This is a genomic window from Clostridium sp. CX1 (assembly GCF_025398335.1).
In the GTDB taxonomy this organism is placed as follows: Bacteria; Bacillota; Clostridia; order Clostridiales; family Clostridiaceae; genus Clostridium_AM; species Clostridium_AM tanneri.
In genome coordinates this window covers 1-19,885 of sequence record NZ_JAODOO010000023.1, presented here as the reverse complement: position 1 = coordinate 19,885, position 19,885 = coordinate 1, and the positions used below count along the sequence as shown (strand labels likewise).

The window sequence follows — 19,885 nt, the reverse complement described above, 5'->3', positions numbered from 1 at the left end:
AAATATACCATATTTTAATATGTATACCGAACTAGTACTATAAAAAAATAGGGCTGTTACATTATAAAACTTATATACAATATATTGTTTCCAAACTTAAAATTAGTACAATATGTTGTAGTATTTATTCCTAATGCAACAGCCCTGTGTGAGAAGCTCTTATTGGCTTCTTTTTTTATATACTCCTCTTATAAAAACTCTACTTATCCCTACGTCTTCTCCTTAGTATAAATAACCCGCTTCCAGTTAAAGAAACTATACCTAAAAGCAACAGGTTAAAGTTTTCTGTTCCTGTTTTAGGTAAGCTGCTATCCCCTAGGTTCTTTGTATCCTTTGGAGGTTTTGTTCCCTTATCTGTCGGTGTATCTGCTGGAGACCCTGGTGTTTTATCATCTTCAATATCAATCCCCGGCTTATCCTCTGGTGCTGGTTTATCCGGTGGATTTTCTGAAGGACCGCCAGGAATTTTATCATCATCAATATTAATTCCTGACTTATTGTATCCAAAGTCTACATCCTCTTTAACATCATTGTAGGCTAAGGTTACAGATACTTCCTCATTTAAACTGTTATCTAACTCCCAAGTTTCCTTAAAGCCTTCCGGTAAAGTATTTGGATCTAAAGCTATGGTATAGGTTCCCGGCATTAGTTTCTCAAAAAGGTACTTACCATTATCATCAGTAGTGGCAGTAGCAGTTCTTCCATTCTTGTCTTTTAAAGTAAGCACTACCTTTGGTATACCTTTTTCAGTTAAGCCCTGTTTACCATCGCCGTTTTTGTCATACCATACATAATCTCCTACAGAGGCTAGTTTATATACTATAGGAACACCGCCTCCAGATGATGGAGTATAGTATCCAAAATCTACATCGTCTTTAAATTGATTACTAGATAAAGTTACATTAACCTTATTATCTAATGTGATATCTAATTCATAAGAGGCTGCCATTCCAGCTGGTATTGTGGTTCTGTCTATAGTTACAGTATAAGGGCCAGGCATTAAGTCGTCGAAGAGATACTTTCCATTGTCATCGGTGACAGTGGATTTTGTATTGCCTTTTGAATCTGTAAGTATAACTTTAACCTTTGGTATTCCTTTTTCTTCTGGGTCCTGCTTGCCATTGATATTTGTGTCTGCCCAGATATAGTCTCCAAGAGAAGCTGAAAGCTTTACTTCTGCAGTATCTTTTGCTTGTGGATTATGAGTATTTGGAACAGCATCACCTTTATCATCTACTGGTTTTCCGCTTACCTGTACAGTATTTATTAAATTGCCATTAATCTTGCCTTCATAATAGTAAACAATAGCAGCACCAGTTGTTAAAGGCTCAGTTCCACTTAACTTAGTAAGTTTTGTTTTATCAATCCCTAAGGCTGTATCATCAATTGTTATGTCATCTAAAATAGTATCTCCAGTGTTTTTTACAGTAAATAAGTAGGTTACATCAGTGTTTATCTTACCTGATACCACTTCTACTCCCGTACCTTTCCCGCTGTCATGGCCATTGTATACTGTCTTTTCTACAGAGATTGAAGGTTTTACTTCATCTACCTTTGCATCGTCTGTTGCTTCAGCTTTGCTTACATAAGAAATATCCTTTCCTAACTCATTACTTGGTATTCCTACAACCTTTACTGTGTTTTTTAAATCTCCATTAATAGTGGTTTCATAGTAATAGGTTATACTTTCATTAAGTCCTAGAGGTACATCTTTATCTTCCCCGATTTTACTTCTTCCTTTGTAAATCATTTTTGACTTATCAATTTCAACACCATTATCTTTAATATTTAAATCTTTAATAGCTATATCCTTCAAATGTACATTTCCTGTATTGGTTATTTTAAAGACATAGGTTATATCAATACCTCCTTCGCCTACTACCAACTCTCCACCACTTTGATTACCCTTATCATGACCAGCATATACAGTTTTTTCTACCTTCATTGATGATATTAGCTCACCTATAACTGCAGTGCCTTGCTGGGAAAAGACCTTATCTCCATTAGGAATTAAGCTTCCCTTATCATCACTAGGGTATGCTGAAGCTGTTGCTGTATTAGTTAAATCATTATTAATGGTTGTTTCATAATAATACACCGCCGTTTCTCCTGGTGCTATTGGCTCTTTGCCGCTGACTTGTTTCATACTAGATTTATTGATATGAAGTTCGTTATCAATAATGTCTAAGTTATTTAAATAGGAAGTACCAGTGTTTTTTACTGTGAATAAGTAAGTTATAGCAGTTCCTTCCTCACCTTTTACACTATCCAAACCTACTCCCTTACCTTCATCATGACCCAAATATACATCTTTTGCCAAGCTCATACCTGTAGTTAACGTATATCCTGCATCAATACTGTCGTTTCTATCTCCAGACTTAAGCACTACAACCTTACTTTTTCCTGTAGCTGTATCTGCATCACTATCTGTATTGTCGCTATCTCCAATATCATTCCCTTTATCTTTCTCTGTATAATTATAGTAACTTGCTTTTTGAAACTGCACTATATAGGCTCCCGGCACTAGATTTGTGAAACTGTACTTTCCTTGGCTGTCTGTAACAGCATCTGGAATAACTGTACCATCACCATACTTAGCAGGTTTACTATCCTTATCTAAAAGCTTTACAGTTACACCTTCAATACCAGGCTCTCCTGCATCTTGAATGCCTTTAGTATCTTTATCTAAACTGTTCTTATCTAGCCATACAAAATCACCTAGTCTAGCAGGCACATATATTCCTGCATCCCAGCTTTTGTCTATCTGTCCTGCTAATAGGTTAATGGTTCTAGTTATACCTGTTGCAAAGTCTGCATCACTATCTATTGCCGCAGATGTAGTATTTAGCCTTGTAAAATTATAGCCTTCCGGTAAGGTGAATTTAACCTTATAGTCTCCTGCTTCTAGGTCATTAAATTCATATATACCCTTTGAATCCTCCTTTGAATCCGTTATGGAAGTAAGAGGGTTCCCTCCAACCTTTACAGCATTACCATCTTTGTCTAAAAGTTCAACTTTAACTCCTGCTATGCCTTCTTCTTTAGCATCTTGAACTCCATTACCGTTTACATCAAGCCATACTTTGTTTCCAATTAGAGCCTTGTGAAGTCCAGCATCAATGGTTATATTGTTATCTTCTGAATTTAAAACAATCTCTGCTGTAGCCACAGACTCATCTGCTCCTACTACAGCATCACTATCTTCAGCATCCTTTTCTCCTTGCTGTCGATCACTAAATTTAAAGCTGCTATTTTTATTAGTAAATTGAACTATATAGATACCAGGCTTAAGCTTGTCAAATAAATACTCTCCATCTGTCTCTGTAGTAATAGCTGAAACTGTAGTACCATCATCATGCTTAGCTTCACTTATTGAATTATCTTTTGATTTACTTAGAAGCTTTACTTCAACACCTTTAACCCCTTGAATATTTGCTTCATCTTGTATTCCGTTGGCATTTTTGTCGTCCCAGATAAAATCTCCTACAGAAGCTAGTTTATACAGTCCTGCATCTATATCCATATTTCTTTCACCAGCAGACAAAGTTATCACTGAGGTTTTTCCTGTGGTTTTATCTGCATCGCTGTCTATATTACTGTCTTTGGTGATGTCTGTAACATTGCCCTCTGCATCTTTTTCACTAAACTTATCATAACCTGTTGGTTTTTCAAACTTTACTATATACTTCCCTGGTTTTAAGTTGTCAAAAAGATATTCACCACTGGAATTTGTAGTAGCTTTAGGTACATTATTACCATGTACATCTTCTGCATCAGCTCCATCTTCGTTAAGGAGACTTACCTCAACTCCTGATATTCCTGCATTTGTTTCATCTTGAGTTCCATTTGCATTTTTATCATGCCACACAGTATCTCCAATTTGTGCAAGGTACATTCCCGCATCAATAGTCATATCACTTCCTGCAGAATCTAAGGTTATTGCAGAGGATGTCGCTGTCAAGCCATCGGATGAGACTACTGCGTCGCTGTCATTTGCATCAATGTCTTTATCACTGCTTACTACATCTGCCTTAGTGAACTTATAATCACCATTTGGATTTGTAAACTGAACCTTATAAGTTCCTGGCTCTAAACCTGTAAAATTATAATTTCCCTTTTCATCTGTCACATAGGGCGGTACAGCTCTTCCATCTTCATACTGTGCTTGAGTTATCTCGCCATTTAGAGGATTCACTTGTAGAAGATTCACTACCACACCTTTTATACCAGACTCATCTAAATCCTGTATGCCATTCATATTTTTATCATTCCAAACCTTGTCTCCAATAGATGCCAATCGATATAAACCTGCATCTGAAGAAAAATCATTTTTGTCAACTATAACTATTTCGTCACTCATTATTGAAGATTTAGTAGTACCGTTGTCTTCATAGTCTGTTATATTTCCCCCACTTGCTCCTTTGTCTATATTAGAATCTAGTCCTATGTCTGCTCCTTTTTTATAGAGCGTAACCTTATAATCTTTAGGGAAAACAAACTGAACCTTATACTTTCCTGGGCTTAAATTAGGAAATTCGTAGTATCCTGGGTGTCCAGTTTCTCCTGTTACGTAGCTATATCCAGTTCTAGTATACTTACCAGTGTACTCATAGTCTGAAATTACATTATTATATTTGTGTAATCTCACCAAAACCCCGTTTATACCGGTATCTCCATCATTCTGTATACCGTCCTTATTCTTATCCTCCCACACACGGTCTCCAATATAATATTTTTCATTTGGATCAGGTTGCACCTCAAAACCTACTTTTTTAGGTTCAGAAGGAAGAAAAGGTTCCTGTCCATTTACATCAGGGTAGGTTGCTCCATATCCAAAGGAACCCCATGCAATTTTTCCTGTTGGTGCAGCGTAAGGAGCTCTCATTGGCCATTCTAAGGTTATCTCTTCATCTGACTGCAATTTTATATCACCAAAGTCAAACTTCAATGATTTAACGGTTGTAATATCACTTGGCGGTGTTTCTGACCATCCACCGTCACTTAACTTTTTATTATTTATAGAATCAGTTAACTCCAGTGTTGATGGGTTTTCCTTGGTGTTATAATAAATCTTAACACTTTTACTTATGTCTTTCTCCCCATTTTTGCCTTTTATTCTTATAGGTCCGTTGTCTTCACCGGTTATCTTATTTACAAGATAAGGTCTCCACTCACTTTCTCTATTTTTAGTATCAATTACTCCCTTGTCACCAACATAAGGCAGAATATCAATAAAAACGAGATTACTTATAGGTCCGTTAGCATCAGTGTTCTTTATCTTTAACCTATAATCTGCAATACCGCCTGGTAAGGTATATCCATGTCTCTTAGTTTCATCATATTTATTCCAGTTATCATCTAGCTCACCTTTAACCAATTTTTCAGACTTAACACTGCCAACAAAGCTTACAAATATATCCCTACTTACTAAAATCAAATTATCGGAAGTGCTAGAATCTCCGTCTAAGTTCCCTGCATCTTTTATCAATTCACTAGGGGAATTTTCAAACTCACTTGAATCGTTTGTAGTAATATAAAAATTATTTTTAACTTTTCCTGCTAAAGTTTTATCCTTTATTTTTGCAGTAAATCTAATCTTTACATACTCACCGGGTTTAAGTGTTCCTGCAATATTCCACCTTAGTATCTGACAGTTCTTTCCATCAATAGTTCTAGGTTCTATTGTATCCGGTTCAGCTCCTCTAGTGATACTAGTATTGCCCTTATCCCAGGCTAAAAACTTAACATCCTCCATTTCCTCTGGAAGTACATCAATAGCTATTGGATTTACATAATCTCCAGTTGCAAACTGATGGTTCTTTATAGTCAAGTTATATTCAACGGTATCATTCATATTGAACTTAACCTGTCCATTTTTTACAGTTTTCTCTGGAACTAACCAAGGCATCGGAGCTATAACAGAAATAGTCTTTCTTGAGCTTTTTACAATATCAGTAAGGTCCTTCTTTGACGCTTTAAGGGTTGCAATATTAGTTATAGTGTTTCCTGATGCAGGCTGCTTAACTTTAGCTTCTATAGCTATTGGAGTAGTATTTTTAAAGCCAGCTTCGATTCCCTGTAATGCTTCTGGGTCATTTGAAACATTTGTTATTACCCATCTTACAGAAATTTTATCTCCTGGTTCAAGCTTCATATCATTATTTACATTTAAAACCTTATTAGTATCAGCATCAACTGGTGTTTCTGCCCATGTAATCCAGTCACCATTTTCACTTTGATTTGGTGTTTCTGTTGTATTCCCGCTTTCGATTCCACTTCCCGTTGTATTTTTAGTTATCTTATACTGTACCTCTACAGTCCCTTTCCCACTATAAGCCCCAGTACTTACAGACTTTAGCTCCAAGTCTTCTGATATATCATCCACTATCTGAATTTTGTCTATAGAAATATTTCCCGTATTTTCAATTCCACCTATCCAAAACTTAGCTGTCTGACCTGCGGAATATCTATCATCTGCCTGTCTGCCATATTTACTGAAGTCGCCTACAGACATAGTAGGTTTAGTAAAACCATGTTGGGCTTCACCGCTTTGAGTTATTACTTCATTACTTCCAAGGAGGTTTCCCGAAGCCTGTGCTGTATTGGTTACTGAGCTCACAGAGCGTGAATAAATCAAAGTTATGGTTCTGCTTTGAGAAGTACCAACTGGCAAATCTCCTATATCCCAAGTAACCTTTCTACTTTCCTCATCATACTTCCCATCATCAGAGGAAGAAATGTATTTAGCTCCTTCTGGAATACTATCAACCAAGGTTACATTTTCAAGATTTAACCCTCCAATTTTACTATTACCAATAACATCTATCCTATAGGTTACAGGATATCCTACAGCAGGCTCAACCCCTGATGGAATTACTCTAGTTTTAGTTACTTTCCAATCTGGTTTATTTACTTTTGGAGTTACAGTGACAATATTACTTGTTATCTCTTTCTCAGTACCGTCAATAGAGCCTTTAATTGTTGCAAAGTTTTCTGCCTTATAGGAGTCCGTTGCTAAAGGTGTCCCCTCTTGAAACTTAGCTGTAATCTTAACAAAACCAGTTGTACCGTCCTTTAAATATCCTGGTATTCCATTTACTTCTTTGAAGTTAAAGGTTATCACATCTCGTCCACTAATGCTCGCCCCTGTTGTTACTGACTCTATATCTGGCGAAGTAATAGAAGAAATATACTTTACATTTTCCGGAAGCTCATCTGTTATGGCCACAAACGCTGCAGCTGTAGTGGTGTTAGCATATCTGTACTTTATAGTATAAGTAAATTCATCTCCAATATAAACCTCGCTTTTATCTACTATACACTGTACGTCAAAGCTGCTGTCATTTTCAGCTGCCTTTACCTTACTCTCCATAGCTACTGAAAAAATATTGAAGATAAAAGACAAGAGTGTAAAGAATACTAAAAGTCTGTTTTTTCTTAATCTAATCAATCTATCCCCCCTTTCCCCTTTAGTTACTTACCAAGTATCTTAAAACTAGAATATTAATTAAAACCCCCTTATGTATCTTTTATTTTTACTAATTTATTAAGAAAAACTTCTCTATATGCAAAAAACCGGCTATTATATTAAATATAACGGCCGGTTGCACTACTAACTCACTATACATAAAGTGCCCAGTTAAATGTACAGATCATTGTTTCCCTAGATAATATTCCCAATAAATAGTAATTTATCTTATTATATAATGAAACAAATCTATATTCAATCACTATTTTCAAATAGTTCTGATAAACATTGTGTGCAAAAGAGCAAGCTAAAGCCCCCACCTGAAAATAGGTGGAGGCTATTTAATCTTTATACTATCTCTAATTATTGTATATTTATTTTTGTACAAATTCAGTAAATACTAATTTATAGTCCCAGAAGAAGCATGACCATCTAGCAAATACTTAAATTGCTCCTGAGCAATCATATAATCATTTATTGCATCTTCAGTAGTAACCCTTTGGTTATTTAAATTTAGCTCAGCTAAGTCTAAAGTTACCTTGTCTATTAATCCATTATTAAAACTCTCTTTTGCTTTGTCATAGCTCAATTGAGCAACTTCTAGTGCTGTATTTTGAGTTTGAACAGCATCTTCTTTGTTTTTTAAGTTATAGTAGGAATTCCATAGACTTACCTCTGTTGAAGTAGACGTATCCACTAATTTATTTTCGTTATCTTTTACAGTTAACTCTGAGTTCATTGGCTCTGTTACAGAGTCGTAAACATACTTTTTATATATATCTAATTGTTTTTTAGAAAGCTCTGTAGTCTTTTGAAGACTTCCATAGTTGTAGTCTTTTTCAGCAGCTGCAGATATTTTCTTTTCTATATCAGTGTCATCGAACTTAGCAAATTCTTTTTTAGCAGGAGCTAAGCTTAATTCACTATTGAAATCAATATTTAAATATTTTTTTACGGCTAAAGATGAAACCTCCATTTGAATATGTGGTCCATTTATTGTTGACAACAATGTATTCCTCTTTACCTTTAATGGATTTAATTCATCTTTAGTTGCCTGTCCTAGTTTTATTTTTTGTTCAATCTGATTCATTTGTGCGTCTATAGTTGATATAGATTTATTAATATTATCTATTTGCTGCTTAGAGGTTAAAACCTTCATGTACTGCTTTTCCAAGTCAAACTTTATGTTATTTAATCTTTCATCCTTAGAATTTTTTGTGTCATCTATTTTCTTCTGATCGTTTAATGGAGTTAAGTCCCTTTGTATTACTGCCTGTAAATATTGACCAGGACCGTATTGAGCCTCACCCTTACCTAAAGATATGGATATAGACTGTTGATTATCCCAATCATATTGTTTCTTTGCTGCCTCTATTTGGCTATCTATATTTTTTAACTCTTCATTATTACTTTCTAAACTACCAATAGCCTGTTCTAATGTTATTTGTACTGCATTATTTTGCACAGGTGCCGCTTCTGCAAAACAAGTAGTTGTTACGTTTAGGGAAATGGCAATTGCAACTAAAAAACCTAGTTTCTTTTTCATAAATATTCCTCCATACTTAATTGTTAGTCTAGTATCCTATACCTGAAACTCCCATAGACTGAGTAGGCATCTTTGTTAAAGAATGCCCCTCTAACATGTATTTAAACTCCTCTTGAGCTACCATGTACTCATTTACAGTTCTCTCAGTTATACTTTTTTGCTTATCTAATTCTAAGGCTGCTGAGTCTACAGTTACTTTATCTGTCATTCCAACCTCAAAATTTTTCTTTGCCTTATCATAGGCATCCTGTGCACTCTGTTCTGTAAGTATCTGTGTCTGAATTGCATTTTCTTTACTCTTTAAGCTGTAGTATGAATTCCACAAAGTTTGTGGTATACCAGTATTCACAGTAATTAATTGAGTTTGTAAACCTGCTAAAGTAGATTTACTTGTATTTTCACCTGAAGGAGCATTGTGGGAATACTTAGAATATAACTCATTTTGTTTCTTTACAATGTCCATATTTGCCTTAAGTGAACTTAGTGTATAATCTTTACTAGCTGCTTCATTAATTTTGCTAGCTATATCCTTGTCATCAATTTTAACAAAATCCTTTTTTACAGAAGATAAATTTAAATTCTTATTTAAATCTATGTTAAGATACTGTTTTATAGTTAACAATGATTGATCTGTCTGGTCTTCAATGTTTCTAATTTGAGAGTAAAGCTGACTTTTTTGGACATTTAAAGGGTCTAATGAATTAGCAGTTGCCTGACCAACCTTTATCTTTTCTTCAGTTTGTTTGATCTTCTCGTCTATATTAGCTATAGTCTTATTTATGTTATCTATCTGACTTCTGGAATTTAATACATTCAAATAATGTCTTTGAAGATCAAATTTTATTACATTTATTCTTTCATCTCTAGAGTTTTTTGCATCCTTTATTTTCTGCACATCATTTAAAGGTACAATTTCCTGAAGCATTTTAGCTTGCAAATATTGATTTGTAAGACGCTCTATACTACCCATCTTGTTAGTATCTATAGTTGTAGCATAGTTATGATCTATATCAAACTGCTTATTTAAAGAATTTATTTTATCCTTCATAAGTTTTAATTCAGTATTATTTTTTTCTACACTATTTAGTGCGTCCTCTAGAGTTAGGTTTATTGTATCACTAGTGGATATAGTGTTTATATTACCAGATTCAGCTGGAATAGCTGCATCCGCAAATGCTGCAGTATTTACGCTCAAAGAAATTGCTAAAGCAATTAAGAAACTTAACTTTTTTTTCATGATTTTGCCTCCTGCCTTGTATTAGTTTTAGTTGCTACTTAAAGAGTTTGTCCCTAATCCAGATGCATATTCAAGTTTTAATTTTGCTAAAGCTACATCTCTTTGCGCTAGCTTTAGAGAATTCTCTGCTGCTTTAAAAGCTGCTGATTGATCTTGAAAATCTATTTTACTAATCATTCCTAAATTATATTTTTGTAGAGCTTGATCATATTTTTTCTTTTCAGCATTATAGTTTTCTTTTTGAGGCTGCAATTTTTGGATCTTACTCTGTAAGTCATTGTATAGTCCATTTATCTCTATAGATATATCTATTTTATCTGTCTCTAGTTTATTTTCCGCCTCCGTTACACCATACTTCCCAATTATATATTCTGGGGAATTATTGTAGGGGTTAGCACCTCTGATACCAGCAAATTCTAATTTTTTCAGTTTAATTTTTTCATTATCATTTAAGATTTCTACTCTATTTTGTAAAGCATCATTTAAATAATCATTATAAGTCTTTATATTTGTGGTATCTGTAATTATATCCTTTGTAAAACCAGTATATGTATCATTTAGACTTAAACCAGAAGCCTGATTTATAGTCTTTGTAGTTGAGTCAAACTTTCTTTGAGCTTTATTTAACTGAGCTTTTCCGTCATAATAAGACTGCTCCATAGTTTTAAACTCATTTCTGCTTATAGTACCTAAGCTTAATTGAAGCTGTGCTCTTTTATATTTTGATTCTGTATTTTGAAATTCCTGTGTTTCTAAGTCTAATGCTTCTTTAGTATTTATAAAGGACGAATATTGAGTCTGCATATTAAGCTTTATTGAGTTTTTTGCAGCTTCCTTTAGGTTTGTATATTCATATATGCTGTACTTTACCTCTATATCTGCGTTACCTTTTCCTGCTCCTCTAGTAGCATCCTTTAAAGTGTTTTTAGCCTTTTCAATGGATATATCTATACTTTTTAATTGGTATGAACTTTCAATAGCCTTACTTGTAATACTATCTATATCCAGTGTGGTTCCTGCTGCTTGTACAAAAGTTGCAGAAGAAAGTATTATAGTCATTACTGCAGCGGTACAGAGTAACCTTATTTTTTTCATTTTAGTTTTATACCTCCTAAATTAGTTATTCTGGAATTACTGTTTTAAATACTATAAAAAATCCTATTACAGTAACATGTTCATTAATATTGTTTGCATTCATAATATTTCCTGGTGGGTAAAAATATTTCAATCTTGAAATAATTTTATCATATAGGTAAAGATATTTCTATATCTTTAGTTTATATTTTTTGTTAACTTGCTATCTTTTATAAAGAAATTGAAGAACAAATCTAAGTAGAATAAGTCACCAATCTCTCATTTTTAGACTGATTATAAACCCCGCACTTTCGAAAAGTACGGGGTTCTTCTTTAAATATTTATTTGTTAATATAAAGATTAAGTTTTTCTAACAAGTTAATTAAAACACTTGCTATAGTATACGAATAATTTAAAATCTTCTCGCTAACCTTGGGATTAACGTGCAGTTATTGTCCTAGTTCCTAAGTCATCTCTTGATGGACTATATACTGAATAATCTCCATTGCTACGCTTTTTGCTTCTTATATTAATATTGGCTACATCACTATTGGCCTTAATACTAATACGATCTCCAGCTATTATTGAACCAGTATTAAACTTATAAGTGACATTCTTTCCATCAATACTAACTGATAAAACATTAAGTCTTTGTCCAGTTCTCTCATTTGTAAATATAAAGTCATCACTATATGAGCTTTGAATATCGCTATCGATATCTTGGTTAAATACTATAGTTACAGTTGAATTAGTGCCTGAAGACTTATTGCTATCTGCTCTCCATGAATCTGAGACAGTAGTTGGAGGAAGTAATATTGTATCTGAGCCAGTTCTTAAGCTTCGTCCTGCAGCATCTGCAGAGGCTCTTCCAGATATAGTAAGCGTAGTACTGCTGCCACCATTCTTAATATTATTTATCTTTTCGTTATTCTTAACACCTGCTTTAAAAGTGAGAATTATATCATTTCCTATCATTGTACAACTATCAGGAACCTGACTGTTGACTCTAAAGTCACTTAAAACTAGTGTGTCTAACGGTGCAGTTAATGAGAATCTAACCTTTATGTCATCACCTTCATAGGTAAGCTTAGCGGTATTATCAATAAGTTTAGGTCCATTGTTATAATCCATACTTATTGATCCACTATACGTTCCTGCCTCCAGTAAATTACCATCCTTATCTCTAACATTAGAAACACTCATTTTTAATATTGACCTTTCTTCTGTTCCGTTGTCTATTACATAGCTTGTAGGAAATTCAATCGTTACACTCTTATTGTCAGAACTTGGTGTAATTACCGTACTAGTTGGTAACCTTTGGCCTTCTCCCTTTCCATTCATAAATTGATAATTCTTTAATTCACAAAGTGAAGATTGGTCCATAGTCTTATCGAAGAAAATTACTAAACTTTGGTCATCATCTACTACTTTTACTATTGATGTAACCTTTGGGCCTCCATCGGCTAAACCAGAAATCACCGTAGTATAAGTATCCATTACATTCGATGTTGAGTTAGTATCTGCAATATTTTTGATAGTTAAAGTGAACTTAGAACCCTTTAAATCATTATTACTTTGGAAATTGATGTCAAAGGTTCTCTTATCATTGCCATCCATATATACTGACTTTATATAGTCAATTTTATAAGTAACATCTGTTCCATCAGAATCAATTAATTTATAATTAGATCTATTAGTCGCATAACTATTAGACACATCCTTATTAAACTTAACTCGAATAGTATCATCATCAATTAAGCTTACATTTGTAACTTGTGGTTTGATGCTATCTGTTCCAATATTAAAGGTCATTTTAGTTTCATCTATTTCATTTCCATAAGTATCCTTCACATTGCGTTTTATAATTACTTCATTTTCACCATCTTTAAGTAAATAGCTTAGTCCTTTTATCTTGACAACTTCGTCACTTGAACCTTCATCAAAAGCTATGTCAGAAGAACTGATATAATTTGTATTACCATTTATTTTGTAATTGGTACCTTCAAGAGCTGTTTGCTTATCCATAGGTCTATCATATCTTATATAAATGTTACCTGAGTTATCTCCTGTTACACTTGTAACCTTAGGAGTTCCTTCTTGCGAATCTACATTAAAACTTAAGGAAGTACCTTTCACAGTGAATCCAGCTGCATCATCAAATTTTGATCCCCTATCACCGTTCGGAATACTAAGTATATTTGTTCCTGTTGGAAGAGGTGAATCAAAGTAAAGCTCCACTGTATCTGTCCACATCCCTGAACGATTTTTAAAAACAGTCATTCCTGACGCTGTATTTAGGCTATAGTTAGTTATACTCTGTCTGTTAATCTTTATTGAGGATAAGTCACCTACGCTCATTCTTATAGGTTCTGAGAATTTAACTGTTAGTTTATTTCCTCCATGTGATGTTACAGATTCCACTCTCGGTGCCTCAATATCAAAAAAAGTAATCTTTTGTTCAAATTTAGCTATAGAATCAGTTAAGTTTTTACTCAATATTGTATTTTTAACTGTGAAGGTTACCTCTTTATATTGTTCAAATGATTTTGAAATGGTAATTAATACTGTCCTTTTGTCATCCTGTAGAGTAATATTTGCTGCAGAAACCGAGTTTAAATTAGCACCATCAATCTGGTAGTTTTGCATTAGTTCTGCAGAATCTTCATCAACATCAGTATTGAATACAACCTTAATCTGATTAAGCCCATTAGTACTTATAGACTTTACTGTAGGGCTGTCCACGATTGGAACTGCTCCATTTATTTTAGAAATAACATTATCTGAAACAGCATCTAGATTCCCTATAACATTTAAGTCAGTTAAGCTATTTATCTTACCCTTAATATAATTTATTGCTTTGTCTGTAGCTTCACTATTTTCACTATCAACTAAAACCAACGGAGTGCTCCACTTTCCTGCTAAGGATGAGGCAATTAATGCATCTGCATATCTATCTTCACTTGCATTAGCTACAAATAACTTTGTTGAACTTAACTGTTCTCCAAATTCACTTAAAACATTTAAATTAGTTGCAAATCTATCTGCACCACCATTAACTCTCTTAACAGCATTAAGTGACTTATACGTAGCGTCATTTATAGAATAACTTGTACCTACAACAGTAACCTTTGAGTTACTAGACTTCACAAAGTCTAGTACTGGCTTCATTGAGGTTTTGTCGTTAGTTCCCAGTAATAAAATTTGATTTTTAGCTGCTGCTACAGAAGTGACTGATAACGTATCAGAAAAACCTTCACCACTAACTAAAATAACATTGTCAGCACTTACTCCAAGTTTAACTAATTGTTTGGCAACAGCAATATTAGTTTCATACCTATCCTTTCCAGATAGTTCTACTAAATTATATTTAGAATCCTTTAATCCATCTCTTACAATTTTAGATACTGAAGCATTCCCACCTATAACATATATATTTTCAGGTTTCAGTGTATCTAATGCATCTTTTGCACTCTTACTAAGTGACGATGCTGTAGTTAAAAGTATTGGTGCATCCAGTTGTTTTGCTAATACTGTTGCACTTACTGCATCTGCATAGCCTTCACCACAAACTAATACTACATCTTTAGGATTACTCCAGTTTAAAGTAGCAACTCTAGCTGCAGTTGCATAACTGTCCGCTTCTCCTACTCTTGTAACTTCCCCTGATGCAGCTCTAACTAACGTTGTTGGTAGAGCTGCTGTTAAAATTAAAGACATAACCATCGCACTGCTCATGGCTTTGGTGTAATTTTTTTTCATATCGTAGCTTCCTCCCATCTTCCTAAATAATCTAATATAACAACATTGTACCATAAATCTAAAATTATAAGTATAGTAACAATATAAAAATCATCTGGTAAAATAACCATAATAATGAACAATTAACCTAAGGCTTACTATAAAGATCTTCTTAATCTTAAATATTTTATTTAACAGAAAACCCTCTAGTTCATAAGGACTAGAGGGTTTTAAACAACTAGAAGCAACTTTACGTTACCTATTTTTCTATAGTTATGTTTGCAATATTTTTGCCTTTTTGTACCGCTTGAACATTTACCTTCTTATCTTTATAAGTTGATTTTAACTCTTTAGCATATTTATCTGCTAAAGCTTTAGCATCACTTTCACTTATATTATCTTTAATTATCATAGTTGCTACTACTGAATCATCTTGGAAATATACCTGTCCATCGGATACTTGTTTCTCCTTCTTAAGCTGTTTTGTCTTTTTAGTATCCTGCTCAACTTTGCTAACATTCTGCTGTGATTGTTTTGTATCGTTGTTTTGCTTAGAGTCCTTCGTTCCCAAAGAACATGCCGACATAGATACAAGCAAGAGCGCTATTACAGACATTATTGATAGTTTCTTTGCGAATCCTTTCATAAATTACTCACTCTCCTTCATTCTTACTAATCTATTTTATCACAATGAAGATTTTCATTCAAAGTTTAAGTATAATTAATTTCAATCTCATTAGAGTCAGCAAGAATTACATTTTAACATTAATATTAGTTACTTCAAAAAACTTATATCTACTAGTTATCAACTATAAGAAATCTCTTAGCTGTAGCTTTAGGTTTTAGTATCTCCCCACTCTTAGATTTAATGCCACCAAGTATTGTAAGCCTATATACTTGCCCTTTTTCATAGCCAGTAGATGGAGGTTTCACAACTACTGTACAAGAATCCTCAAGTTCAAGTGAAACATCTAACTTTACTCCTTTACTATCTCTTACTTCTATATTATCTATTAAATTACTATAGTCCATATTACTCTCGTGTATCTTGTCATAATCTATATCCTTGCCATCTATGTTAGTATCGTCAACAGATATAGTAAATTTAATCTTCCATTGTTTAAAAGGGTCTATATCAATATTGCTTTTGGTAATCTTAAAATCAGTGTTTTTTACAATACTGTATTCGTCATCTTTCTTTACAACAGATACTCCATTTTGAAAATTAGATGTATAATCATATTTACATTCAACAACAGTATTTCCAAATCGATCTATAATTCCCCACTTATCACCTGACTTAATTAATGCTGTTCCATCCTCAAAATCAGATGCATAATCAAACCGCGGTTCGATGACTATCTGTCCTGATTTGTCTATGAAACCATATTTTGAACCATTAAATACTCTGGCCACTCCTCCATTGAAAGAATATATAGCTTGAAATTTAGGTTTTAAGTTAACCTCTCCAGTCTTATCTATGAAATAGTATCTTTGATGATACCTAACGATAGCTATTCCTTCTTGAAATTCATCTATGTGGTCAAATTTAGCATCTACAATGAGCTTTCCATTTTTGTCTATAAGCCCATAAAGTCCATCTTTTTCTATTTGTATAAAATCTCCGTGAGTAGGAACTATACTGCTAAAATCTGTATCAATTATCATTTTACCTTTCTTGTCCAAGACTCCCCAACTACTACCTTCTAAGACTTTTATTAGATCTTTATTTAAAAAAACAATCTTATCGTACTTAGGTTCTATTACTACATTCCAACTTTTATCTACAAGACCCCATTTATCATTTCTTTTTACAGGTGCTATCCCTCCTTTAAAAGACTGCACTTCCTGAAATATACATTGTATAAAACTACCTTCCTTGTCTATAAACCCCCACTTTCCATTATTCTTTACCGCAGCAGTGCCTTCTTGAAAATCATAGGCCTCATCAAACTGAGGTTTAATTATAACGTTGCCATTACAATCTATAAAACCATATTTTGTGCCTTGTCTAACTCTAGCCATTCCATCACTAAAATCATATACAGTATCAAACTGAGGCTCAACAATGGCTCTGCCAGTTTTGTCTATAAATCCCCACTTTCCACCAATGCTTACTTCAGCTAGTCCCTCCACAAAATCATAAATAGTATTGTATTTAGGTTCTACAATCACTTTACCATTTAAATCTATTAAACCACACTTTGTACCAATCCTTACTTTAGCAAATCCCTTGTTAAAAGAGTCTATAGAGTTAAACCTAGGTGAAACAATAACTTTTCCTGTATCGTCAGTTATTCCGTAAAGCCCATTCTTTTCAATTTTAAGTAATCCTTGTTCAAAGTTATACAAGTTATCAAATGAATCCTTTTTATCTATGTTTATATATTGAAGACCTTCCTTTGCAAATACTTTTTGCGATGTATTATAAAAAAATAAACTGCTAGAAAAAAGTAAAAGACCTAAGGCAAAACTGTAACTTTTAAGTTTTTTATTCACTACATCCCCTCCAAAATAATATAAATATGTAATCAGTTATTTAACATATGTATTTATTACCACTCTAGTACATTTTATCATACTACATACCTTAGAAAAAGAAAAAACAGCCAAAAGGCTGCTTTAAAATTCTTCCAACTTTTATTGTTAATATGCATTTTTATTTACAAATCCTTTAAAGACAGTTAAAAACATAATCTTGATATCAAGCCAGAAATTCCAATGCTCAATATAATAAATATCACACTGAATTCTCTTCTCTATAGAGGTATCCCCTCTCCATCCGTTAACCTGAGCCCATCCAGTAATACCAGGTCTTACTTGATGCTTTACCATATACTTTGGTATTTCTTCTTTAAACTTGTCTACAAAGAAAGGTCTCTCTGGTCTCGGCCCTACAAGACTCATATCTCCCTTAAGAACATTGAATAGTTGAGGAAGTTCATCTATGCTTGTCTTTCTTATAAATGAACCAAATTTTGTTTTTCTAGGGTCATTTTTTGTCGTCCATTGAACCTTTTCTTCACTTTCCTTTTGAACCTTCATGGATCTAAACTTATACATGTCAAATGTCTTTTTATTAAGGCCAACTCTTTCTTGTCTAAATATTATTGGACCAGGCGAGGTTGCTTTTATAATAATAGTAGTAGCTATCATTACAGGTGAGAAAATAATTATAGCTATAAGTGAGCATACCACATCAAAAACTCTTTTTATAATCTTGTTAATCATGCTGTCTAGTGGTATATACCTCATACCTATAACCGCTGTTCCTTCTATATCCTCAATATAAGGTTTTGAAGAAAGAAATTTTGAAAACTCTGGTATAATCTGAGCTTTAACTCCATATTTTTCACAAGTTTCTATTACATTATTAAGCTTGTCATATTCCTTAAAAGGAAGAGTTATGAACACTTCATCGATAAAAGGCTTTCTTAGATATTCTTCTAATCTATTTATATTTCCTGTTATCTTATTACATTTTTCCAAAGCAGCTGCTATCTCGCATGTATCCCAATATTGCCCGTTAAGATCACTATATACATCGTTAATATGATCATCTAATATTCCCTCAATCGTATACCCCCAATGCCTGTTATATACAATTCGGTTTATAAATTCTAGAGTAACATCATTTAATCCTATAAATAATACATGTTTTTGATTGTATCCTTTTCTTCTTATATGTCTTAGTATAAATCTAATTGCAATTCTTTCAACTATCATCATTAGAGTACTTATAATAAAGTAAGTAAGAATTAGATATCTTGAATAATCTATTTCTTTGATAATATATAGAATCATAATAAATATAAGAATTCCTATGATACTTGCTTTTAGTATGTTCATTGATTCACTAATCAAAGTTTTAAACCTATATGGCATATATAGTCTAAATATACTATATAGTGCTATATATATTGGAATCATAAATGCTAAAGGAATAAAATACTGTTGAAGTGGAAAATTCTCATGCTTATTTCCTAAAAATAAAGTTTGAAACCTTATAAGCCATGAAATTTTTATAGACAAAAGTAGTATTATTGAATCAATCAAAACTAGTAGCTTATTTAAATATCTTTGATTTTCTTTTATCATTTTAATAATACCCCTTTTATTATTAAATTAGTTTATATATACCTTTTTAGTATATCATATTTGCGAGTTATTTTCATCATGTAAATATATGATAATTACATATTAGTTTTCTGGTTACTAAAAATACCTATTTGTGTATTGCCTTAAAGCATTTTCATTAAGCTTAACTTCCTTATCTGGACTAGTACTAATAACTAGTGCTTTTGGATTATCAATTAATAGTTCTTTTGTTACACCACCTAAATCTCGATAGAGTTCATATCTCTTAAGCCCCGAAAATATCTTGGACAATTACCTATACATTTATTATAATGTAGAAAGTGATTGGAGGTAAGTTATGAAAGGTAAAAGTTATACAAAAGAATTGAGAGAAGAGATAATAAGAGAAGTACAAGAGGTTGGGAATGTTTCTTTAGTTTCAAGAAGACATGGGATATCCAAATCAACAATATTTACATGGATAAAACAGTCTAAGAATAAGGATAAAATTAAGGTCAAACCAGGAAGAAAGACTTTAATTGAGGGAGATAAAAAACTTGAAAATGATCTTACAGAGGTAACAAAGGAGAATGATCAACTTAAAAAACTTTTAGGAGAAAAAGATTTAGAAATAGCAATACTTAAAGATTTAATAAAAAAAGCCAACCCTCAATTAAAGATAAAGTAGAAATAGCTAAAAAATATATAGAGCAAGGATATAACGCAGTTTTTGTGCTAAAGGTTG

General features: G+C 33.0%; 10 protein-coding genes and 1 riboswitch. Of the genes, 1 reads left to right on the top strand and 9 read right to left on the bottom strand.

Annotation, left to right across the window (positions count from 1 at the left end; all coding sequences use genetic code 11):
• Positions 1-199: 199 nt before the first annotated feature.
• The 9 genes from N4T77_RS18320 to N4T77_RS18280 form a co-directional block, all read right to left on the bottom strand.
• Complete coding sequence (locus N4T77_RS18320; RefSeq protein ID WP_261673310.1) at positions 200-7,450, bottom strand: SdrD B-like domain-containing protein; 7,251 nt, start codon at positions 7,448-7,450, stop codon at positions 200-202.
• A gap of 140 nt (positions 7,451-7,590) precedes the next feature.
• A riboswitch (cyclic di-GMP riboswitch) is annotated at positions 7,591-7,672 on the bottom strand.
• Positions 7,673-7,868: 196 nt separating this feature from the next.
• Complete coding sequence (locus tag N4T77_RS18315) at positions 7,869-9,014, bottom strand: TolC family protein (protein ID WP_261673309.1); 1,146 nt, start codon at positions 9,012-9,014, stop codon at positions 7,869-7,871.
• Positions 9,015-9,042: 28 nt separating this feature from the next.
• Positions 9,043-10,251, bottom strand: a complete 1,209-nt coding sequence (locus tag N4T77_RS18310; RefSeq protein WP_261673308.1) for a TolC family protein — start codon at positions 10,249-10,251, stop codon at positions 9,043-9,045.
• A 27-nt stretch (positions 10,252-10,278) separates the two neighbouring features.
• Complete coding sequence (locus N4T77_RS18305; protein WP_261673307.1) at positions 10,279-11,346, bottom strand: TolC family protein; 1,068 nt, start codon at positions 11,344-11,346, stop codon at positions 10,279-10,281.
• Positions 11,347-11,763: 417 nt separating this feature from the next.
• Positions 11,764-15,084, bottom strand: coding sequence for a cell wall-binding repeat-containing protein (locus N4T77_RS18300; RefSeq protein ID WP_261673306.1), 3,321 nt, complete (start codon positions 15,082-15,084; stop codon positions 11,764-11,766).
• A gap of 238 nt (positions 15,085-15,322) precedes the next feature.
• Complete coding sequence (locus tag N4T77_RS18295; protein WP_261673305.1) at positions 15,323-15,709, bottom strand: hypothetical protein; 387 nt, start codon at positions 15,707-15,709, stop codon at positions 15,323-15,325.
• Between the two features lie 152 nt (positions 15,710-15,861).
• Entirely contained in the window at positions 15,862-17,562 is a 1,701-nt protein-coding gene (locus N4T77_RS18290; RefSeq protein WP_261673304.1) for a WG repeat-containing protein, read from the bottom strand.
• A gap of 147 nt (positions 17,563-17,709) precedes the next feature.
• Positions 17,710-19,161: an undecaprenyl-phosphate glucose phosphotransferase gene (locus N4T77_RS18285; RefSeq protein WP_261673303.1), complete on the bottom strand. Its 1,452-nt coding sequence runs from the start codon at positions 19,159-19,161 to the stop codon at positions 17,710-17,712.
• 117 nt (positions 19,162-19,278) lie between these two features.
• A complete protein-coding gene (locus N4T77_RS18280) occupies positions 19,279-19,452 on the bottom strand; it encodes a hypothetical protein (protein WP_261673302.1) in 174 nt (57 codons plus the stop codon).
• A 46-nt stretch (positions 19,453-19,498) separates the two neighbouring features.
• On the opposite strand from N4T77_RS18280, the gene N4T77_RS18275 reads away from it, so the two are divergent.
• Complete coding sequence (locus N4T77_RS18275) at positions 19,499-19,828, top strand: transposase (protein WP_261673301.1); 330 nt, start codon at positions 19,499-19,501, stop codon at positions 19,826-19,828.
• Positions 19,829-19,885: the final 57 nt, after the last annotated feature.